Here is a 21,186-nt window from a genome sequence, read left to right on the forward strand (position 1 = left end):
GCGGCATGGGAAGCGAGCGCATGGAAGGCGAGCCGCCCCGCTCGCCTCCGGTCAATAAAAGGACCAGCTTAGTAGAGGCCGCCCGTTCCGCTCCCGACCGCGCGATCCGCGTCAGGTTCCGCGACAGCGGCACCCTTCGGCGAATTGTCGCCGATGACCGAGTAGCTGTCGGGCGGAGCGGTCCCTGGTTTGAAGGCTTCGAGAATCGAGCCCTGCCCGCTGCCGCGCATGCCGCTTTTATAATCGACCGAGATCAGCTTGATGCCGGGCGGGACGCGGAAGGGCACGTCGGGCTTGCCCTGCAAAGCCATCCGCATGAAGTCGCGGAAGACCGGGGCCGCATATTGCGCAGCGTAAGCGGTTGCGCCGAGCGACTTCGGCTGATCGTAACCGAGGTAGAGCCCAACCGCGAGGTCGGTCGAATAGCCGACAAACCACACGTCTTTTGCGTCGTTGGTGGTCCCGGTCTTGCCCGCGAGATGGCGGCCGAGTTCCTTGACGGCCTGACCGGTGCCGCGCGTGATGACGCCTTCGAGGATCGAGGTGATCTGATAGGCCGTCAGCGGATCGAGAACCTGCTCGCGCTTGTCGACGAGACGCGGCTCGGGCTGATCGGACCATTTCTCGGCGTCACACCCTTCGCAGACCCGCTCGTCGTGCCGATAGATCGTATGGCCCCAGCGATCCTGGATCCGGTCGATCAGCGTCGGCTTGATGCGTTTGCCGCCGTTGGCCAACATCGAATAGCCGGTCACCATCCGCAGCACCGTCGTCTCGCCCGCGCCGAGCGACATCGACAGAACCGGAAGCATCTCGTCGTAGATGCCGAACCGCTTGGCATATTCGACGATCAGCGGCATGCCGATGTCCTTGGCAAGCCGAACTGTCATCAGGTTGCGCGAGTGTTCGACGCCATACCTCAGCGTATGCGGACCCGAGCCCATATCGTCGTCGTTGGCGGGACGCCACATGCCGAGGCCGGGACCCTGGTCGATCTCGATCGGGCCGTCCATGACAACGGAGGACGGCGTATAACCGTTATCGAGCGCGGTCGCATAAACGAACGGTTTGAAGGATGAGCCCGGCTGGCGAAGTCCTTGTGTGGCGCGATTGAACTCCGATTGATCGAACGAGAATCCGCCCACCATGGCGAAGACACGGCCCGTATAGGGGTCCATCGCGACGATCGCGCCGGAGATCTCCGGCACCTGCCGCAATCGATACTGGCCGGGTTTGCCGTCGACCGGCTCGACATAAACAATATCGCCCGTCGACAGCAGTGACTTCACGGTTTTGCGGCCCGTCCAGCGAATCCCGTCCAGCGGCACCTGTCCCGTATCGCGGTCGGCCGCGACATCGCCGGCCTTGTCGTGCGGCGGTTGGAGGCCGATGCGTGCCGAGGCGTCGTTGCTGTCCAGCACGATGGCGAGACGCCACGGCTGCACATCGCCGAGAGGCGGCACCTCCGAGACCGTCAAGCCCCAGTCGCTCCCGAGATCGACATGCCGGATCGCCCCGCGCCATCCGCGCGATTCGTCGTAGCGGACGAGCCCATCGACCAGCGCCTTGCGGGCCATGACCTGCATCTTGGGATCGAGCGTCGTGCGGACCGACAAGCCGCCGTCATACAGCTTCTTCTCGCCGTAGCGCTCGCTCAATTCGCGGCGCACCTCTTCGGCGAAATAGCCCGCCGCATAGGTGTTGGGCGACAACACACGTGGGTTGACGCCGAGTGGATCCAACTTGGCCTTGTCGCCATCGGCACGCGTGACGTAGCCATTCTCGACCATGCGGTCGATGACCCAGTTGCGGCGCGCCAAAGCGGCATCACGGTGCAGGAACGGCTGGTAATTGTTCGGGCCCTTGGGCAACGCCGCCATATAGGCGGCTTCGGAAATCGACAGCTCGTGCACCGATTTGTCGAAATAGTTCAGGGCTGCGGCCGCGATGCCGTAGTTACCGAGGCCGAGATAGATCTCATTGAGATAAAGCTCGAGGATCTTCTCCTTCGGGTAGGCCGACTCGATTCGGAACGCCAGCAAGGCTTCCTTGATCTTGCGATCGAAGCTGCGTTCGTTCGTCAGGAGGAAGTTCTTGGCCACCTGCTGCGTGATGGTGGAGGCACCCTGCACGCGCTTGTTGCCTTCGAGCAGCACCATCAAGGCGCGGCCAATGCCCTCGGGATCGACGCCATTGTGACTATAGAAATTCTTGTCCTCGGCCGACAGGAACGCCTGCTTGACCAAAGGCGGAATCGCGGTCGACGGCAGATACAACCGCCGCTCGCGTGCATATTCGGCCAAGAGGCTGCCATCGTTGGCATGAACGCGGGTCATCACCGGCGGCTCATAATTCTTGAGCTGCGTATAGTCCGGGAGATCCTGTTCGTATTTCCAGATCAGCAGGCCAGCAGCCGCGGCGCCGATGACGAACACCAATGCACCGGTCGCAAATACGAAACCCAGGAAACGGGCGATTAGCCGCATAAGGATAAGGCCTTCAACTGAGTGTTCGATTTGCCCGGGTCACGCGGGTGCCGGGAATGAAGGCCCGGGCTTCAGACATTTTCTAACGTCTTGGCGATGGAGATAAGCTGCGGCAGTTTTATGGTGTCAATGCGGCTGATCCTCCAGCCACCCCGTCGCGGAGAGACCGACCGGCCGGAACCGGCCAATTGTGATATTTCAGCCACAGCTCTCCGCTTGGGGCTTCGGCGCTAGTCATCTAAGCTGTCCCTGCCTCAGGAGACGATACATCAGGATGGCTGCCTATATTCCGCCCTACCCGCTTCGCCCGCAAAAGGCGTTGCCACCCCTGGCGCTCTTGCGCCTCGCGCGCCGCAATCTTCTCGCCATCTGGCCGGAGGAAACGTTTTCCAAGACCATCTTCGGGCACCGCTTGTTCCGGCGCGGCGTCATCGTGGTTAACAGCCCCGAGACCGTCAAGCAGACGTTCGTCGACGGAGCGGCTGCTTATGAGAAGAAGTCGCCGCAGCAGCGGAATGCCCTGAAACCGCTCATCGGCGACGGCTTGTTCATCAGCGACGGGGAGATCTGGCGCAACCGTCGCAAGGTCGTGGCGCCCGTGACCCATATCTCGCGTCTGCCCGAACTCACCGAAGGCATCAGCGCCGGCGCCGGCGCCCATCTCGCGTCTTGGAAAGCGCTGCCCGAAGGCGCCGAAATCGACGCGCTAGCCGATATGGCTCATCTCACGGCCGGCATCATCTGCGCCACCATCTTCGGTCGCAAACTTGGCACGAAAGCCGCCGAAACGATCGTGTCGGCATTCAGCGTCTACCAGAAGCTCATCAACCAGATGGACGTGTTGTCGCTGATCGGCGTGCCGGATTTCCTGCCCCGCTTTCAGGGCTTCCGCATCCGGGCAGCGGCACGGCGGATCCATACGGTTCTTGACGGGCTTATCGACTCGATCCTCGCCGATAAGAACGCGTCCGAGACCTCGTTGCTGCGGTCCATGTCGCAGACCAAAATAGGCGATACGGGGACCGCCATGGACCATCGGGCGTTTCGCGACGAAGCGGCGGTGTTGTTCATGGCCGGGCACGAAACCACCGCCAATACGCTGGCCTGGGCCTGGTTTCTGCTGTCGCAGGATCCAGAGACCGAGCGTCGCCTGCACGCCGAAGTTGATGCGGTGCTGGGCGAGGGCCCGGCGCAGTTCGCCGATTTCGCCAAGCTTCCCTTCAGCCGCGCCATCATCGAAGAGACGTTGCGGCTCTACCCTCCGGTTCCCCTGCAGGCCCGCACCGCCGCCGAGGATCAAACCGTCGGCGGTCGCAGCGTCAAGAAGGGGGATCTCGTCATCCTCAACGCCTGGTTGCTGCATCGGCACAAGTCGCTGTGGGATCAGCCCGACACCTTCCTGCCCGACCGGTTTATGCCCGGCGGATCCGGCATCCCCTCGCGTTATGCCTATGTGCCGTTCAGCATCGGTCCGCGCGTCTGCACGGGGGCCGCATTCGGCCTGACGGAGGCGGTGCTGTGCCTCGCAACCCTGGCGCGGCACGTGCGGCTGCGCCTCAAACCCGATTGGGTCGTGGAACCTGTGTGCCGGCTCAGCTTGCGACCGGGCGAGCGCCTGCCGATGCTGATCGAACATCGGCGAGCCGCTGTCGCCGCAGTGGCTGAAGACGTCGCCGAGACGCTTCCGTGAACACCGCCGATCGCATCGATTGGACGCTTCATCTCGCGATGAGCAAGATGCCGATCAGCCTTTGTTCGAGCCTCGGCGCGAGGCTGGGTTTCGCGATGGGCAAACGCAAACACCCGCTTGAACATCAACGGGCCGTGGCGCTTTTTCGGCGTCTCCGGCCCGATCTCGCGGCAGACCCCGGTGCCTATGATGCCATGGCGGACCGCCTGTGGGCCAATATCGGCCGCACCTTCGCCGAATTTGCGGTCAGTCATCGCATCCTCCGGAGCGGGCGCGTGACGATCGACAATCGCGACCGGCTCGATGCCACGCTTTCGGCCGGGCGGCCCATCGTCGCCATCTTCCCCCATCTGGGCAACTGGGAGCTGACCGAGATGCAGATCGGCTTCTACGCCCCTCACCGCGGCGCCGTGATCGTCGCGCCGCCCGCCAGCGCAGCTCGCGCCGCTATCGCGCATCGGGTCCGAAGCCAGGCTCCAGCGGAACTCCTGCCCACGTCACGCACCGTCTGGCGGAAAGCGATGGAGCGGCTTCGTCGGCCGGACGGCATTCTGATGGTGGCGGTCGACGATTATGCGAATGGTCGGGTCGGAGCGCCCGCTTTTGGCGCGCCGACTCGTCTCGACGGCAATCTCGCCAAGGCAGTACGCCTGGCCATGATGCACGATGCGATCATCATGCCGTTTCACAATGAGCGGGTGGCCGGCTCACGCTTCATGACCCGTATCCTGCCGACTTTCACGCTCGACGGCGCGGCCGACGATGCCGGAGCTGTCCTGGCCGGGATCCAGCGGATCGACGCCGTCATGACCGAGCCGATCCTTCGCCTGTTGGATCAGTGGTATATGGCGATCTCTTACCCTCAGCCGACACCGTCTTGACCATACGGCGACCGGCTCGTCGCGCCGGCCGTCTCATATCTGCTCAATTCGTGGCGCGGGCCTCGTCGGCATGCCCGGCCGTGCGCGTTGCTCCGGCCGGTGCCGCCGGTATCGTCGCCGTCCCGTTGGTCGTGGGATGCCGAGGCGCGAAGAAGCTGTCGATGGCGTTGACGATCGATCCTGTCGCGCCGTCGCGCCATTCCGTCGAGGTCAGGTTTTTCACATCCTTGTCGCTCGACAGATAGCCGAGTTCGAGCAGCACCGAGGGTACATCCGGCGCTTTCAACACCATGAAACCCGCCGATCGCTCCGGATTTTTGTTAAGGCGCGCGATCTTCTGCCAATAACCGACCAGGGTTCGCTGGAAAAGATGCGAATAGGTTCGGGTTTCACGCCGGGTCAGGTCGAAAAGAATGTCGTTGACGTCGGGCTTTTCCGGTTCGGCCTGAACCCCCGCCGCCTGATCCGATTGGTTCTCGGCATCCGCCACGCGCGCCGCCTCGGCGTCCGACGCTTTGTCGGAGGACGTATAGACCGTCGCGCCCGTGACGGAGCCGTTGACCGTCAGCGTGTCGGCATGAACCGAGACGAATAAGGCCGCATTGGAGTCGCGGGCGATCCGCACCCGATCGCCGAGACTGACGAAACTATCGTCAGTGCGCGTCAAGCGGACCCGGTAGCGGCCGGTCGCCTTCAATTTATCGGCCAGCATCGTGCTGAAATCGAAGACGATGTTCTTCTCGACCACCCCATCAAGGCCGCTAGCACCGGGATCGACGCCGCCATGGCCCGGATCGATGACGACAAGCGGCAGGGCCGTTGCGTCCGGCGCCTGATCGGAGATGGTCGCTGTTGTGGCCGGGGGCGCGGGCGGTGCATCGACCAGGACGGCTTTGTGGAACGTGCCGCGATCGACCTTGGCGAGTTCGATGACCATACGGGAGGGGTCGCCGCCCGCAATCGAGGTCGTGGCGAGCTTGGCCACGGTCGCTGGACCGGCGAGATCGATGACGATGCGGGATCGACCGGGAGCGAATAAGCCAAAGCGGAACGATCGGATCAGCGGATCACGATCGGGCTTGAGATGTCCGGCGAGCGGATCGATTTGAAAATTGACCTCGGGCAGATCGATGATGACGCGATCCGGCGCCTCGAGCACGGTGGCGTTGGCCGTGACCGATGAGGAGAGATCGAGGCTGAGGCGCGTTGTGGCTCCAATCCGCTCGAGCTTGTAGCCGACCGCCATGGGCGGAGCATGCTCGGAAAGGTCCGGCGCGGCCCAACCCTGCGCTGGCATGAGGAGCAAACCAAGCATTGCCAGCATCGACGCAATCAGACGTCGGCCGATCCAGGGCTGAGTCGAACGACTGATCGAGGTGTCGGCCAAACCTGCGTCCCTGCTTCTCTGCGTTGCTCGGCCAGAGGCGTCGCCCCATGCACGGTGACATTCGTTTTAAAGCGATAAGGCCGGGTGGTTAACGGGTCGTAACGGCGCGGAGCGCGGTTGAGACGGGCCGTTGCGGAAATGAGACAAGACCGGAACCTTGCCATTTCGACGTCAAGCTCCTAATGAGGGTCTGTCCTTGTCCGGCGGTCAGCTGGCCCTGCATGAACCTGTACTTTGCCCCTCGGCAATCTTCCGCGGCTTGGTGCGTTTCGTTGTGCAGGCTTTGCGCGTGAAGCTCTTTTACGAGACTTCGCACTGACGTCAGTCCTGTTTCGCCGCTGGGATGTGGACGACACGATCTCGGTCCGACGATCGTGCTTCTATAGGTATGCGACAATGACTCGCCCTGCCCTGGGTCATCACGCCAAAGCTGATCAGTCGTCCGCCCACGTGCCATCGAGGATGCTGCGTAGCGGACGCCGAATGTCGTCCGTGACCGGTGCTTCCGCGCCCATCGATCCGTCGTCGCTTGTCTCTCGAGCGAGCGTCGGCGCGCCTCTTCTTCCCCATCACAGCAACATATGCCGGCACCCTGCCGCGTCTCGTCTTACACCCTGGCTCATCGCCAGCGGCGACGACGGCGCGCGGGGTGCTTCGGCCAAACCATAGAGTTCGCCATGGCCAATAAAATGATCATTGACGCCGCACACCCGGAGGAAACCCGCGTCGTGGTGCTGCGCGGCAACCGGGTCGAGGAATTCGATTTCGAAGCCGCCAATAAGAAGCAGTTGCGCGGCAACATTTATCTCGCGAAGGTCACGCGCGTTGAACCGTCCTTGCAGGCCGCCTTCATCGAATATGGCGGCAACCGCCACGGCTTTCTGGCCTTTTCGGAAATCCACCCCGATTATTACCAGATCCCCGTCGCCGATCGGCAGGCGCTTCTCGACGAAGAAGCCCGCTCTCACGAGGACGAGGAAGACGACACCCGCTCGCCCAGCGCAAACAACAGCGGTAACGGCAACGGCAATGGTGGCCATCGGCGCAGCCGGCGGCATCGTCGCGGCGATCGCCCGGCTTCGGCCGAGAAGCGCGCCAACCCTAACGGAGACTCGATTTCGAGCGACGCGATCGGCAGCGATCTGGTCTCGTCCGATCCGACGATGGCGGCGGACGGCCAGGACGACACCGGCCTTGAGCTAGGCGGCCTCGGTCAGGCGGCGGGTTCCGAGGACCCGAGCGCGGCCGATTTTCTCGCCATCCAGGCTGATGAGCCGACCGACTCCCTCTTTCAGGATGCGGAGATCCACGCTGGCGAGTCGCAAATGGAAGTGCCGGATCAGGCTTTGTCCGAGACGACCGAGGGTGTCGACCATGCCGACGATGCCGGCTTCGACAATGCCGACCGCAGCGAGGACGACGACTCGCGCGACGATGTGACGACCTTTGAGCATGGCTTTGAAGCCGCGCACGAGCCGGCGGAGAATGACCAGGCCGGCCACGAGGACCGCAAGAGCGACGGCCAGCATCACGACCCCGAGCAGAATGACGCCGAAGAAGATGGCGTCGAGCAGCTGGGCGGAGACGCCATGGAAGACGTGCCGCAGCGCACGTCACGCCCGCGCCGCCATTACAAGATCCAGGAGGTGATCAAGCGCCGCCAGGTTCTGCTGGTTCAGGTCGTCAAGGAGGAGCGCGGCAACAAGGGCGCGGCGCTGACGACCTATCTGTCGCTCGCCGGTCGCTATTCGGTGCTGATGCCGAACACGGCGCGTGGCGGTGGCATCTCCCGCAAGATCACCGATGCGGAGGATCGCAAGCGCCTGAAAGCGATCGCGCAGGAATTGGAAGTCCCGGAAGGCATGGGCATCATCCTGCGGACGGCCGGTGCCGCTCGCGGTATGCCCGAGGTGAAGCGTGACTTCGAATATCTAATGCGCATGTGGGAGACGGTGCGCGAGACGACGCTGAAATCATCGGCGCCAACGCTCGTTTATGAGGAAGGCTCGCTGATCAAGCGGTCGATCCGCGATCTCTACGGCAAAGAAGTCGATGAAGTGATCGTGGCCGGCGACGAAGGATATCGTGAAGCCCGCGAATTCATGCGCCTGCTGATGCCGACCCACACCAAGAACGTGATCGCCTACCGCGACCCGCAGCCGATCTTCGCCAAATCCGGCGTCGAGGCGCAACTCGACGCGATGTTCTCGAACCAGGTGGTGCTCCGCTCGGGCGGCTATCTGGTGATCAACCAGACCGAAGCACTCGTCGCGATCGACGTGAACTCGGGTCGGTCGACCCGCGAGCATAATATCGAGGATACGGCGCTCCGCACCAATCTCGAAGCCGCCGACGAAATCGCGCGCCAGTTGCGGCTGCGCGATCTCGCCGGCCTGATCGTGGTCGATTTCATCGACATGGAAGAAGGGCGTAACGATCGCGCCGTCGAGCGGCGCATCAAGGACGCCCTGAAGAACGATCGCGCCCGCATCCAGATCGGCCGCATCTCACACTTCGGTTTGCTCGAGATGTCGCGTCAGCGCATGCGGACCGGCGTGCTTGAAGGGTCGACCGTTATGTGCCCGCATTGCGCCGGATCCGGCACGGTTCGGTCGGTGTCGTCGATCGCGCTGCACGTGCTGCGCCTGCTTGAAGATTCGCTCATCAAGTCGGCCGCCTACAACCTCGTGGTTCGCACCCGGCCCGACGTCGCGCTCTACATCCTCAATCAGAAGCGCGCCAACCTGCTCGACCTCGAGGCCCGGTTCGGTGTCTGCATCAACGTCTTCTCCGATCCGCTGATGAACGGCACGGTCTATCATGCGATCGACCGGGGTGCCGAAGCGACGCCGCCGCAATTGCTGAGCTTCCGGCCGGATGTGAGCCACGCGGCTTCCGCCATCGATGCTCTGGTGCAAGAAGAAGACGATCTCGACGCCGCCGCTGAGGAATTTGAGGAGGTCGAGACCGAAACCGGCTCCGAGGCCCAACCTGTTCAGGCTCGCGACGGCCAGACTGGCGAGCGTACCGACGGTGAGGGCGATGGATCGCGCCGCCGCAAGCGTCGTCGGCGTCGGCGTGGGCGTGACAATCAGAGCCAGTTCGCGACATCCGAGGGTGAACAGCAAGGTGGCGAAGCCGGTCTCGACGAAACAGACGGCACGGACGAAGAGGCTGGCGAACTCGCCTTCGAGGGTCGCGAGGGCGACAATATCGCCGTTGAGGTCGATCGCAGCACCGGGGATCACGAGGTCGGGACTGTAGCGGACGTCACGGCCGACCCGATCGTCGCCGAAACGACGACCGACGTTCCGGTTCTGTCGTTGGCCGACACGGATCAGCCCGTCTCTGCCTCTATCGAACCTGCAACCGTCGAACCTGCGGTGCTTGCCGACACAGCATCGGATGAAGCTGGGACAGCGGATGCCGCACCGGTCGAAGCGCCGCGCCGCCGTCGCCCGCGCCGCCCAACCCGCAGTGCGGAGGCGGCAGCCGCCAGCGTGGCCGATCTCGACATGGGATCCCCTGCCGCGAGCCTCGATGCCGCCACCGACCCGGTCGATGAGGTGGTCGCGCCAGCCCGACGTCCCCGCCGGTCACGTTCGCGGGTCGCCGAGGCCGTGACGGAAGTGTCGGCCGATCTCAGCCGCCCGTCCGCCGACCGTGATGTCGGTTCGGATACGGTCGAGCACCACCCAGCAGAGGTGACCGCGTCGCGCGAGCAGCCGGAATTGCCGTTGAGCAACGCGTCACCGGTGGTCCCCGCACCTGCGACCCCGCTCGAGTCTGTCGCCGAGGCGCCCACCCCTCATGCTGCCCCGAGCGAGCCCGCTGCGACCGAAGCTGAGGCCGAGGTTGTCGACCCGGACCGGCCGAAGCGGTCAGGCTGGTGGCAGCGCGCCAAAGCGACCTTCACGACAGGATCGTGAGGGTCCTCTGAAGCAAGCGAAAAATTAAAGCGATCCCGGCCTTGTGCCGGGATTTGCTTTTCGGCCACGCGTGACGCTTGAGGGCTCCCGATCCGTCGAGGCTCGCTTAGGGCTTCAGCCAATCGCCCAGCCGCGTGACCGCCTGCTGGACGTCACTCGGCGCGCCCGCAAAGGACAGCCGCATCGTGCGATGACCACGGTCGCGATCGAAATCGATTCCGGGCGTCGCGGCCACGCCTGTCTCAGCCAGCATCCGGTTGCAGAAGGCGACCGAGTCGTTGGTGAACCGGCCGACATCGACATAGACATAAAAAGCGCCGTCGACGGGATGAAAATTTCCGAGCCCGATCCGCGGCAAAGCGTCGAGCAGATGAGCCCGGCTGGTCGCATAGGTCTGCTTGATGAGATCGAGTTCAGCCGTCGCGTCGAAAGCCGCGATGGCCGCGATCTGGCTCAAGGTCGGGACCGAGATCGAGAGGCTTTGCTGAAGGCGCTCGACCGGACGAACGAGCGCCTCGGGCAGGATCAACCAACCGACGCGCCAGCCGGTCATGCAGTAATATTTAGAGAAGGAGTTCACCACGATGGCGTCGTCGGAGAAGGTGAGAGCCGTGTCGGCAGCGCGCTCATAGGTCAGTCCGTGGTAGATTTCATCAGAGATGAACGCCACGCCGGCCCCGTCGCAGAACGCGGCGACGTCCCTGAGGTCATCCGTCGTCATCATCGTGCCGCTGGGGTTGCCCGGGCTCATCAGCAACACGCCATCCAGCGGGTTTTCCGCATGCGCGCGAGCCAGCATATCCGCCGTGACGACGTGGCGGCTCGCGACGGTCGTCTCTAGGGACACCACCTCGATACCAAGCGCCTCGAGGATGTTGCGATAGGCCGGGTAGCCCGGCGCAGCGATCGCGACCCGCGCCCCGACATCGAAGAGAGCCAGGAACGACAGGATGAACCCGCCTGAGGAACCGGTGGTGACGGCGACGCGGTTTGGCGTAACCTCGACCCCATAGGTGTCGTGATAATGTTGCGCGATCCGCGCCCGGAGCGCCGGAAGTCCGAGCGCTTCGGTGTAGCCGATACGGCCAGCCTCCAGCGCCCGGATCGCCGCCTGACGAATTCGCTCGGGCGCGACGCCGCCGGGTTCGCCGACCTCGAGATGCAGGATGCTTTCTCCTGCTCGCTCGCGCAACCCGGCCGCGCTAAAGACATCCATGGCCAGAAACGAGGTAATTTGGCTCCGCTTGGATGCGTTGAGGCGATGCGGCGTTTGGCGAGGCTGGTTTGTCATGCCACGCGCATAGAGCAAGATCGCGGCCGATGAAACGCCTTTACGATCGCGAAAGCCGCGTTGCATCGTCGGCAGCGGCTCAATACCGACATGATTCTTCAGTAGCCGTATTGATGTTTTGACAATGTCCCAAGAATTTTGACGATGTCCCAAGAACGCCCTATCTCAGAGTGCGTGTATCGGACTCGTTGATGGTTCGGCATGCTGTCTTGAAGCCGAAGAAACGCCCTGCTTTGAAAGATCGTCATGTTTTCTGACATTCGGCCCATGTCGCTGCTCGTTTTCCGCCGTCCCCTCGCGGTCATCGCCACGGCGATGATGCTCGGCTCCGCTATCGTGGCTCCGGCCTCCGCTGCCGAGTTCACGGATGCCCAAAAGGCGGCGCTCGGCCCGATCATCCGAGACTATCTTGTGCAAAACCCCGAGGTGGTTCGTGATGCGATCGCGGCCTTGGACAAGAAGCAAAAGGACGACGAAGAGACGCGACGCCTGCAGGCGGTCGACACGAGTTCGTCCGACCTATTCAACTCGCCCTATCAGGCAACGCTAGGCAATCCGAGCGGCAAGGTCACGCTGGTCGAATTTTTCGATTACAATTGCGGGTACTGCAAGCGGGCGCTCGATGATACCGCCAAGCTGCTGAAATCCGAACCCGAATTGAAAGTCGTGCTGAAAGACTTCCCGGTGCTGGGCCCGGGGTCGGTCGAGGCGGCGCAGGTGGCGGGTGCGGTCCGTAACCAATTCAAGGGCGACAAATTCTGGCAGTATCATTACAAGCTGCTGTCGAGCCACGGCCCCGTCGGCAAGGCTCAGGCGCTCTCCGTCGCCAAGGATCTTGGCGCCGATATGGATCAAATCGTCAAAGACATGGACAAGCCCGAGATTCGCGCTGGCATTCAACAGAATATGCAGCTCGCCGATATGTTGAGCCTGACCGGGACACCATCCTATGTGGTCGGCAAGGATGTCGTCGTTGGTGCTGTCGGCTATGACGAACTTAAGGGCCGCGTCGACAACAATCTGCGTTGCGGCAAGGCGGAATGCTCGTGAGCCCGAAACGCCTGGCGACTGAAGCCTAATGTCGACCGTCTTCGTCCTGAACGGGCCGAACCTCAATCTCCTCGGCACGCGCGAACCTTCGATCTACGGGACCGATACGCTCGCGAGTATCGAGAGCGACCTACGGGCTCAGGCGCTTCCGCACGGCGTCGACATCGTCTTCCGTCAATCCAACCACGAGGGCGATCTTGTCGACTGGATTCAAGAGGCCGGTCAGGCGGGTCACCCCGTTATTCTGAACGCCGGAGCCTTGACCCACACGTCGATTGCGCTGCATGACGCCATCAAAGCGGTTGCGGCGAGTGTGGTGGAGGTTCATCTCTCCAATACGCATCGGCGTGAACCGTTCCGGCATCATTCTTTCGTCTCCCCCGTAGCCACAGGCGTCATCATGGGTTTCGGCGCGCGCTCTTATACGCTCGCGCTCGAGTCCATCCTGTCGTCGAACGTCAAGAGCAACTCATGATCCGTAACGGCGTGCGATCGCGCGGCAAGTCGCCCGAAGCTGTCGAGGCACCCGGCTCAGCGCCCTCCGATGGGGCAGGTCCGGTTTCCGAAACCGGCATCGACGCCAGCCTCATGCGGCAGCTCGCGCATCTGATCAGCGAAAGCGATCTCGCCGAACTGGAAGTCGAAAAGGGCGACCTTCGAATTCGCCTCGTCCGCTACTCGCCGGCCCCCGCCTCGCATCAGCATGCGGTTTCCGCCCCCGTTGCGACCACGACCACGTTTCCAGTGGCGGCCGCCCTGTCTCCAGCGGCTGTGGTGCCGGCTTTGTCGCCCAGCGACGCGGATCATCCAGGCGCGGTGAAATCCCCGATGGTCGGCACCGCCTATCGCCGCGCTAGCCCGGACAGCAAAGCCTTCGTCGAGATCGGCTCCGTCGTGAAAGCGGGCGAAAAGCTATTGCTGGTCGAGGCGATGAAGACGTTCAACGAAATCGTTGCGCCGCGCGCCGGAACCGTGACCGCGATCTTCATCGATGACGGGCAGCCGGTCGAATATGGCGAACCTCTCCTCGTGATCGAGTAAAGCCACCGAACCGATCCTTCAGCTGGCCGGTATCGGCCGTTTGCCTCCATGCCTTTACCAGAGTGCGCGAAACCTCATGTTCCAAAAGATCCTCATCGCCAATCGCGGCGAGATCGCCCTGCGCATTCTTCGGGCCGCCAAAGAACTCGGCATCGCCACCGTCGCGGTGCATTCGACAGCCGACGCCGAAGCCATGCATGTGAAGCTGGCCGACGAAAGCGTCTGTATCGGGCCGCCTGCGGCGCGCGACTCCTACCTCAATATCCCGGCCCTGCTGACTGCCTGTGAAATCACAGGCGCGGATGCGATCCATCCCGGCTACGGATTTCTGTCCGAGAATGCGCGATTTGCCGACATTCTGGCCGAACACAAGATCGCCTTCATCGGTCCGAAAGCCGACCACATCCGGATCATGGGCGACAAGATCGAGGCCAAGCGCACCGCCAAAGCGCTTGGCATTCCGTGCGTCCCTGGGTCGGAGGGGGGTATCACCGACGATGAGGAAGCCCTGCAGGTCGCAGAGAAGATCGGCTACCCGGTCTTGGTGAAGGCCGCATCGGGCGGCGGTGGCCGTGGCATGAAGGTCGCGCGCACCAAAGCGGACCTCAGTGACGCGCTCGCGATGGCGCGAACCGAAGCAAAGGCAGCTTTCGGCGATGATGCGGTCTATCTCGAGAAATATCTCGAAAAACCGCGTCACATCGAGATCCAGGTTCTCGGGGATGGTAAGGGCAACGCGATCCATCTCGGCGAACGCGATTGCTCGATCCAGCGCCGGCATCAAAAGTTATGGGAAGAGGGCCCCTCGCCCGCGCTTGATGATCGTCAACGCGAGGACATTGGCGAGATCGTCGCGGCTGCGATGCGGAAGCTCGGCTACATCGGGGTCGGTACGGTCGAGTTTCTCTACGAGAACGGCCAATTCTTCTTCATTGAGATGAACACGCGAATCCAGGTCGAACATCCGGTGACCGAAATGATCACCGGGATCGATCTCGTGAACGAGCAGATCAAGATCGCGGCCGGCTTACCTCTGACGATTCAGCAATCCGACGTGCGTCTGTCGGGTCATGCGATCGAATGCCGGGTCAATGCCGAGAACCCGGAAAACTTCCGGCCCTCGCCGGGGCGCATCAGCTATTATCACCCGCCCGGCGGTCTCGGTGTCCGGGTCGATAGCGCTGTCTACCAAGGCTATCTGATCCCGCCGAATTATGATTCGCTCGTCGGCAAGCTCGTGGTTCATGGCCGCACGCGAAGCGAGGCCTTGATGCGGTTGCGTCGCGCACTTGACGAGTTCGTGATCGATGGCATCGAAACAACATTGCCGCTGTTTCGCGTTCTCGTGCGGAATGCTGATATGCAAAACGGCGATTATGACATTCACTGGCTCGAGCATTTCCTGGCCGATGGGGGCATGTCGGCGCAATAAAGGCGCATCCCGACGGCGTCTCGCGTTTTCAAAACCTCGACGCTTACGGGTGGTGACGCATGGCGGTTGACGAGATCCGGACCAGTGCGACGAGGGTCGTGCGAGAGGTCGGCACGCTCCAGCGCGATAGCGTGGCGCTTTATGCGGTTCTCGAGCAGTTGCCGCTCGGCATCGTGTTGGCGGACATTCCCTCCGGTCTCATCGTTTTTCACAATCGCCGCGCCGAGGAGATTTTGGGCGAGGCCGTCACGGCGTTGCGGTTCGTCGCCGACCTCGAGCTTCTCGGCGGCCTTCATGCCGATGGAACGCCGTTTGATCGCGATGACTATTCGCTGGCCAAGACCGTGCGCGGTCACGTCGCTATCGAAGATCGCGACATCCTCATCCGACGCCGGGATGGGGCGACGTTGCAACTCTCCGTCAGTTCGGCCGCGATTGCGGGCCCGAGCGGTGAACCGATCTATGCCATCTGCAGCTTCCACGATGTCTCGGCGCAAAGGCGCAGTGCGGATGAACTCCGCGCCACCTCGGTCAGCATGACGCTGGCGACCGAGGCCGCTAAGCTCGGTCGGTGGGATCACGACATGGCCAGCGGAACTCGATTCTGGGATGAGCGCAACAAGGCGCTTTTCGCCGCTGCGGGAGATGCCGACCGGGCTGCTTCCGAGTCAGAGTATTTTCTGAGCCTCATCCATCCCGAGGATCGCGGGCGCGTCCAGCAGGCCATCGACGCCGCGATGCAGCCGCATCATTCACATAACTTCTACCAGGAATATCGGATCGGCGACGGCGCCACTCCGACCACTTGGGTTGCGAGCTACGGCACGACCTTGTTCGAAGACGATCGCTGCATCCGCTTCGTCGGCGTCACGCAGGACATTACCGAGGACAAGCGGCTCGAGGAGCGTTTGCAGCGCTCGAATGACGAACTCGAAGCGCAAGTGCGCGACCGGACGCTCGCGCTGCAATCGGCCAACGATCGTCTTGTCGCCGAAATGGCCGAGCGCGCGCGGGTCGAGAGTTCCTTGCGTCAGATGCACAAGATGGAAGCCGTCGGCCAACTGACGGGCGGCATCGCGCATGACTTCAACAACATGCTGACCGGGATCATCGGCAGCCTGGAGCTCATCAAACGCCGGGTCGCCAATGGACGCGCGGATGAGATCGGGCGGTTCATTGATGCGGCGATGGTCTCGGCCAACCGCGCCGCAGCCCTCACGCATCGGCTGCTGGCTTTTTCGCGTCGGCAGTCGCTCGAGGCTAAACCGGTGGATGTCGGCCGCCTTGTGATCTCGATGCAAGACTTGTTCGTGCGGACAATCGGGCCGTCCATCTCGCTCGAAATCCGGGTTTCGGATACGGCGTGGCTGGCGCGCACCGATGAGAATCAGCTCGAAAACGCGTTGTTGAATCTCGTGATCAATGCGCGCGACGCGATGCCGGACGGCGGACTTTTGACGGTCGAGACCACGAATGCGCGGCTCGATCGCCACTCCGCCGATGCCTTCGGCGACCTTCAGCCGGGCGAATACCTGCTGCTCAGCGTCAGCGATACCGGCGCCGGCATGCCGCCCGACGTCATCGCCAAAGCCTTCGAGCCGTTTTTCACGACCAAGCCGATCGGCCAAGGGACCGGGTTGGGCCTCTCGATGATCTACGGCTTCATGAAGCAAAGCGGCGGTCATGTTCTGATCTATAGCGAGGTTGGCCGTGGAACGAGCGTCAAGCTGTATCTGCCGCGAGATCGATCGGACCCGAAACACCAAGCGCCGGAACCATCGGAAGCCGTCGCAAGCCACGCCAATGGTGATTGCGTTCTGGTGGTCGAGGACGAACCCGCCGTCCGCATGCTGATCCTCGATGTGCTGGCGGACCTCGGCTACCGGACGTTTGAAGCCGGCGATGCCCCCTCGGCCTTGCCGATTGTCTCGTCCGATGAACGAATCGACCTGCTCGTGACGGATGTGGGTCTGCCCGGCGTCAACGGGCGGCAGCTGGCCGAAATGGCGCGCCAAATCCGGCCCGACCTCAAGGTGCTGTTCATCACCGGCTATGCCGAGATCGCCGCCGTGCGCGGGGGTTTTCTCGCTCCGGGGATGGAGATGCTGAGCAAGCCCTTCGCGGTGAACGTGCTCAGCGCCAAGATCCGCAGCATGATCGAGGGGTCAACCCGGTAGCCAGTCTGGCTCGCCCGCAGCTCAGGCCTTGACCAGCGCCGCCATGTAGAAGCCGTCGGTTCCGGTCGTGTGCGGGGTGAGGCGCAGCCCCGGGCCCAGGCGCGATGCGACCGAGGCGAGATCGTCAAGGCCGGCCGCATGCGTCAGGGTCGAGACCTCGACCGGCGACATGTCGCTTCGCTCGGAGAGCAGATGAGCAATCCGGTCTTCGTTTTCCTCACGCAGCACCGAGCAGGTGATGTAGGCAAGGCGACCGCCCGGCTTTAAAAAACGACACGCTTGCGAGAGAACGAGATCCTGATCTTTCAGACGTTCAGCCAAGGCGCCGGGGCGCATCCGCCACTTTGCATCCGGGTGGCGCCGCCAGGTGCCGGTTCCGGTACAGGGCGCATCAACGAGGACGAGGTCGCAACGCCCTTCGAGATCGGCTACGACGTCCTGCTCGCGTTTGGGCGAGCGAACCTGAATGTTGCGCGCGTCCGCGCGTGCAATGCGATCGTAAATGGGCGCGAGACGACGGGCATCGTCGTCCGTGGCATAGATCTGGCCCTTGTTGCCCATGATGGCCGCGAGCGCGAGCGTCTTTCCACCGCCGCCTGCGCAGAGGTCGAGGACCTGTTGGCCGGCCTGTGCGCCGCTGAGACGCGTCACAAGTTGCGAGCCTTCATCCTGGATCTCGACGTGACCCTTGAGATAGGATGGCTCGGTGCTGAGCGCCGGCGCCCGTCCGTCGTCGCCCAAAGGCACCCGCAGGCCAACATCAGAACGCGGTGTCGGCTCGGCCCCAAAATGCGCGAGGGCCTTCAGGGCCTTCTCCCGGGTGGCCTTCAACATATTGACCCGCAGGTCGAGCGGTGCGCGCGCCGCCAGCGCACGCCCTTCAGCGGCGGCATCGCTCCCGAAGGCAGCCGTAAAGGCCTCGGCGAGCCATTCGGGATAGTTGCCGCGCACATGATCGGGCGCATTGTCGAGCGTCGCCACCGTCAAACGCAGGCGTTCGGCGTCGCTCAGCGCCGCGGGGGCGTGCCCTTCCCCGGTCGCCAAGGCGGCAAGCATGTCGACGTCAAATCCGCGGAGGTCGCGCAACATGCCGAACAAGATCGCACGCGGCGTTTCCGCGTCCATCAGCCAAGCCGCCGACGCTTTCACGCGAAGCGAATCATAGACGAGACTCGCGATGGCGGCCCGATCCTTCGAGCCGGCAAATCGATGGCCAATCCCCCATTCCTTCAGGCAATCTGGCGCCGGGCGGCGTTGAAGGTCCATCACGGTCAGGATGTCGATTGCGGCAGAGAGCCGAGCGGCCGGTGTCATTGCGGTCTTGCGCCTTGTTAAAGCTTTGAAAAAAGAACAAAGAAACCACGCGTCCGAAGAAGCGGCATCTCCTGCTCGCGACGTTGTAGAAGAAAGTGACAAAATGTCGAAATTGATCAGCCGTTCAGCGCTCGCGCTGCTGGCTCTGTCATTGGCTGCCTGCGCCGCTGCGCCCCCGCCATCGATCCAGGCTCCGCCGCCGCGCCACGCCGATGCCAAGACGACCCTCGAAAACCACTACTGACGCGAGCAGCCGGGAGATGACGCGTTCCAGTCGTCTTCCGGCACGGTGAGGTTCACCCGGTCACGCCCCGGCAAGAATCTCGAACCCGAACATTATCCAAGCGATCGCCAGCACGACGCTGCTCGCCAAAAACGCGGGTCCGCGCAGCGATACAGTGTTGGATGTCGTGTGGATCAGCGCGTGCAAAACCCTGAACAGAACGAACAGCCATTCGAGGATGACGAACAGCAGGTCGGCCTTCCGCGTGACCATGACCAGCGGAACCAGGGCGAAAAACAGCACCGGCAGTTCAAACTGGTTGACGTAGCTGTTGCCGAACTGCGTGGCGCGCGGGGGCCAGACCTTCTGGCCAAGCGCGACATCATCGGTCGTCGTGGCACCCCGTGCGAGCGCCACTGTCCTCGACCAACACAAGCCCGCCAGCACCCCATAAACCAGCAGGACCAGCACGAAGACAGGCGCGAGAATGCTGGCGACGCTCATGAGTTGCTCCGATGAGGCAAAAACTCAGATGCCGGTTGGATAGTTGGGGCTCTCGCGCGTGATCGCAACGTCATGGACGTGGCTCTCCCGCAGACCGGCGCCGGTGATCCGGACGAATTGGGCCTTGTCCTGAAACTCGCGCACGGTCGCGCCGCCGACATAGCCCATGGCGGCCCGAAGCCCGCCCGCCAGCTGATGCAGAATCGTAGCGGCCGGCCCGCGATACGGAACCTGGCCTTCGATCCCCTCCGGCACCAGCTTCAGCGCGTCCTTGATATCCTGCTGGAAGTACCGATCCGCCGAGCCGCGCGCCATCGCGCCGACCGATCCCATCCCGCGATAGGCCTTGAAGGACCGTCCCTGGTAGAGAAACACCTCGCCGGGGCTCTCGTCGGTGCCGGCCAGCAGCGATCCGATCATGACCGCATCGGCGCCCGCCGCGATGGCCTTGGCAAAATCGCCGGAAAATTTGATGCCGCCATCGCCGATGACCGGAACATCATGGCGGCGGGCCACTTCGGCGGCCTGTAGAATGGCGGTGAGTTGCGGCACACCGACGCCCGCGACGATGCGGGTCGTGCAAATCGACCCGGGGCCAATGCCGACCTTGATCGCATCCGCACCCGCGTCGATCAGAGCCTTGGCGCCGTCGCCCGTCGCGACATTGCCAGCAATGATCGCGACCTTGTTGGACTGCCGCTTCAAGCGGTTCACCTGATCGAGCACCTGCTGAGAATGGCCGTGAGCCGTATCGACGATGATGCAATCGACCCCGGCATCGATCAGCTGAACGGATCGATCGAACCCCTTGTCGCCGACCGTCGAGGCTGCCGCAACCCGCAGGCGCCCCTCCCCATCTTTGCAGGCGTTCGGGAATAGAGTGGCCTTTTCCATGTCCTTGACCGTGATCAGGCCGACGCAACGGCCGTCGTCGTCAACGACGACGAGCTTCTCGATACGGTGCACATGCAGGAGGCGCCGCGCTTCATCAAGGTTGACGCCCTCCCGAACAGTGATGACCGTTTTGGTCATCAGGCGCGACACGGGCTCGCTCGGATCGTCGGCGAAACGCACGTCGCGATTGGTCAGAATCCCGACCAACGGCGCGGGCTTGCCCGGAGGACCTTGCTCGACCACTGGAATGCCAGAGATGTTGTAGCGCTTCATCATCGCCCAGGCGTCCGCAAGCGTCGCATCAGCATGGATCGTGATCGGGTTGACCACCATCCCGCTTTCGTAACGCTTGACCTTGCGGACCTCTTCGGCCTGCGCGTCGGGATCGAGATTACGGTGGATCACGCCGATCCCGCCCGCCTGCGCCATGGTTATGGCCAACCGCGCTTCCGTGACCGTATCCATCGCCGATGAAATCAGCGGCAAGTTCAGGTCGATGCTGCGGGTCAATCGCGTGCGAAGATCCACCTGCCCCGGCATGACCACGGAATGAGCCGGAAGCAGCAGCACGTCGTCAAACGTCAAGGCTTCGGGAAATTGCGGATAGGCGATCGGGATCATGGGCCAACTCCACGTCGGGCGATGCGTCAGCAGAAGCAGACGCGCGCGACACGATTGTAAAAGATCGGGAACAATCCGCTTCGATAGGCGGACTTGAGTTGGCAGATGCCGTTAGCACGGAGAGGGGTTCGAGGAAAGTGTCACGATGCCCTGGAACGCGCGCCTTGTTGCAGCCCTGGAGAGCGTTTACAGCATGACGAGGCCGGCAGGGGCACAACGCGCAAATTTGCCAGCATCATCATGCCTCCTGCGCCTGGCCTTGCGCC

The 21,186-nt window shown here is 63.0% G+C and carries 15 protein-coding genes; 9 read left to right on the forward strand and 6 right to left on the reverse strand.

Features of this window, described 5'->3' with window-relative positions; genetic code table 11:
* Window positions 1–68 precede the first annotated feature (68 nt).
* Window positions 69–2,486, reverse strand: coding sequence for a penicillin-binding protein 1A (locus LGH83_RS04230; protein ID WP_227400741.1), 2,418 nt, complete (start codon window positions 2,484–2,486; stop codon window positions 69–71).
* A 274-nt stretch (window positions 2,487–2,760) separates the two neighbouring features.
* On the opposite strand from LGH83_RS04230, the gene LGH83_RS04235 reads away from it, so the two are divergent.
* Window positions 2,761–4,176, forward strand: a complete 1,416-nt coding sequence (locus LGH83_RS04235; RefSeq protein WP_227400742.1) for a cytochrome P450 — start codon at window positions 2,761–2,763, stop codon at window positions 4,174–4,176.
* Window positions 4,173–5,057 (forward strand): lysophospholipid acyltransferase family protein, encoded by an 885-nt coding sequence (locus LGH83_RS04240; protein WP_227400743.1) that lies wholly within the window; start codon window positions 4,173–4,175, stop codon window positions 5,055–5,057. The genes LGH83_RS04235 and LGH83_RS04240 overlap by 4 nt, the downstream gene beginning before the upstream one ends.
* Window positions 5,058–5,100: 43 nt before the next feature.
* On the opposite strand, the gene LGH83_RS04245 is transcribed toward LGH83_RS04240, so the two are convergent.
* Window positions 5,101–6,372: an N-acetylmuramoyl-L-alanine amidase gene (locus LGH83_RS04245; RefSeq protein ID WP_227400744.1), complete on the reverse strand. Its 1,272-nt coding sequence runs from the start codon at window positions 6,370–6,372 to the stop codon at window positions 5,101–5,103.
* A gap of 749 nt (window positions 6,373–7,121) precedes the next feature.
* On the opposite strand from LGH83_RS04245, the gene LGH83_RS04250 reads away from it, so the two are divergent.
* The gene (locus tag LGH83_RS04250) at window positions 7,122–10,373 is read left to right on the forward strand and encodes an Rne/Rng family ribonuclease (RefSeq protein WP_227400745.1); all 3,252 of its coding nucleotides are present in this window, start codon (window positions 7,122–7,124) and stop codon (window positions 10,371–10,373) included.
* A 106-nt stretch (window positions 10,374–10,479) separates the two neighbouring features.
* Here LGH83_RS04250 and LGH83_RS04255 read toward each other — a convergent pair whose 3' ends face one another.
* On the reverse strand, window positions 10,480–11,664 hold the full coding sequence (locus LGH83_RS04255) for a pyridoxal phosphate-dependent aminotransferase (protein ID WP_227401728.1): 1,185 nt from the start codon (window positions 11,662–11,664) through the stop codon (window positions 10,480–10,482).
* 246 nt (window positions 11,665–11,910) lie between these two features.
* On the opposite strand from LGH83_RS04255, the gene LGH83_RS04260 reads away from it, so the two are divergent.
* The 5 genes from LGH83_RS04260 (at window position 11,911) to LGH83_RS04280 (ending at window position 17,364) form a co-directional block, all read left to right on the forward strand.
* A complete protein-coding gene (locus LGH83_RS04260; RefSeq protein WP_227400746.1) occupies window positions 11,911–12,714 on the forward strand; it encodes a DsbA family protein in 804 nt (267 codons plus the stop codon).
* 28 nt (window positions 12,715–12,742) lie between these two features.
* Window positions 12,743–13,189: a type II 3-dehydroquinate dehydratase gene (gene aroQ / locus LGH83_RS04265; protein ID WP_227400747.1), complete on the forward strand. Its 447-nt coding sequence runs from the start codon at window positions 12,743–12,745 to the stop codon at window positions 13,187–13,189.
* A 113-nt stretch (window positions 13,190–13,302) separates the two neighbouring features.
* Window positions 13,303–13,755, forward strand: coding sequence for an acetyl-CoA carboxylase biotin carboxyl carrier protein (accB, locus tag LGH83_RS04270; RefSeq protein WP_227401729.1), 453 nt, complete (start codon window positions 13,303–13,305; stop codon window positions 13,753–13,755).
* 76 nt (window positions 13,756–13,831) lie between these two features.
* Window positions 13,832–15,187, forward strand: coding sequence for an acetyl-CoA carboxylase biotin carboxylase subunit (gene accC, locus LGH83_RS04275; RefSeq protein WP_227400748.1), 1,356 nt, complete (start codon window positions 13,832–13,834; stop codon window positions 15,185–15,187).
* 59 nt (window positions 15,188–15,246) lie between these two features.
* Window positions 15,247–17,364: a PAS domain-containing hybrid sensor histidine kinase/response regulator gene (locus LGH83_RS04280; protein WP_227400749.1), complete on the forward strand. Its 2,118-nt coding sequence runs from the start codon at window positions 15,247–15,249 to the stop codon at window positions 17,362–17,364.
* 21 nt (window positions 17,365–17,385) lie between these two features.
* Here the strand turns inward: LGH83_RS04280 and LGH83_RS04285 are convergent, their stop codons facing one another.
* Window positions 17,386–18,678 carry an RsmB/NOP family class I SAM-dependent RNA methyltransferase gene (locus LGH83_RS04285; protein WP_227400750.1) on the reverse strand — a complete coding sequence of 431 codons (1,293 nt, stop codon included), beginning with the start codon at window positions 18,676–18,678 and terminating at the stop codon, window positions 17,386–17,388.
* 103 nt (window positions 18,679–18,781) lie between these two features.
* Here LGH83_RS04285 and LGH83_RS04290 point away from each other — a divergent pair, with 103 nt between their 5' ends.
* Window positions 18,782–18,922: a hypothetical protein gene (locus LGH83_RS04290; protein ID WP_227400751.1), complete on the forward strand. Its 141-nt coding sequence runs from the start codon at window positions 18,782–18,784 to the stop codon at window positions 18,920–18,922.
* Between the two features lie 60 nt (window positions 18,923–18,982).
* On the opposite strand, the gene LGH83_RS04295 is transcribed toward LGH83_RS04290, so the two are convergent.
* Together LGH83_RS04295 and guaB are read right to left on the reverse strand one after the other, a co-directional pair.
* Entirely contained in the window at window positions 18,983–19,405 is a 423-nt protein-coding gene (locus LGH83_RS04295; protein ID WP_227400752.1) for an MAPEG family protein, read from the reverse strand.
* Window positions 19,406–19,429: 24 nt separating this feature from the next.
* Window positions 19,430–20,920 carry an IMP dehydrogenase gene (gene guaB / locus LGH83_RS04300; protein ID WP_131117796.1) on the reverse strand — a complete coding sequence of 497 codons (1,491 nt, stop codon included), beginning with the start codon at window positions 20,918–20,920 and terminating at the stop codon, window positions 19,430–19,432.
* Window positions 20,921–21,186 lie beyond the last annotated feature (266 nt).

This window comes from Lichenihabitans sp. PAMC28606 (assembly GCF_020616535.1).
Taxonomy (GTDB): domain Bacteria; phylum Pseudomonadota; class Alphaproteobacteria; order Rhizobiales; family Beijerinckiaceae; genus Lichenihabitans; species Lichenihabitans psoromatis.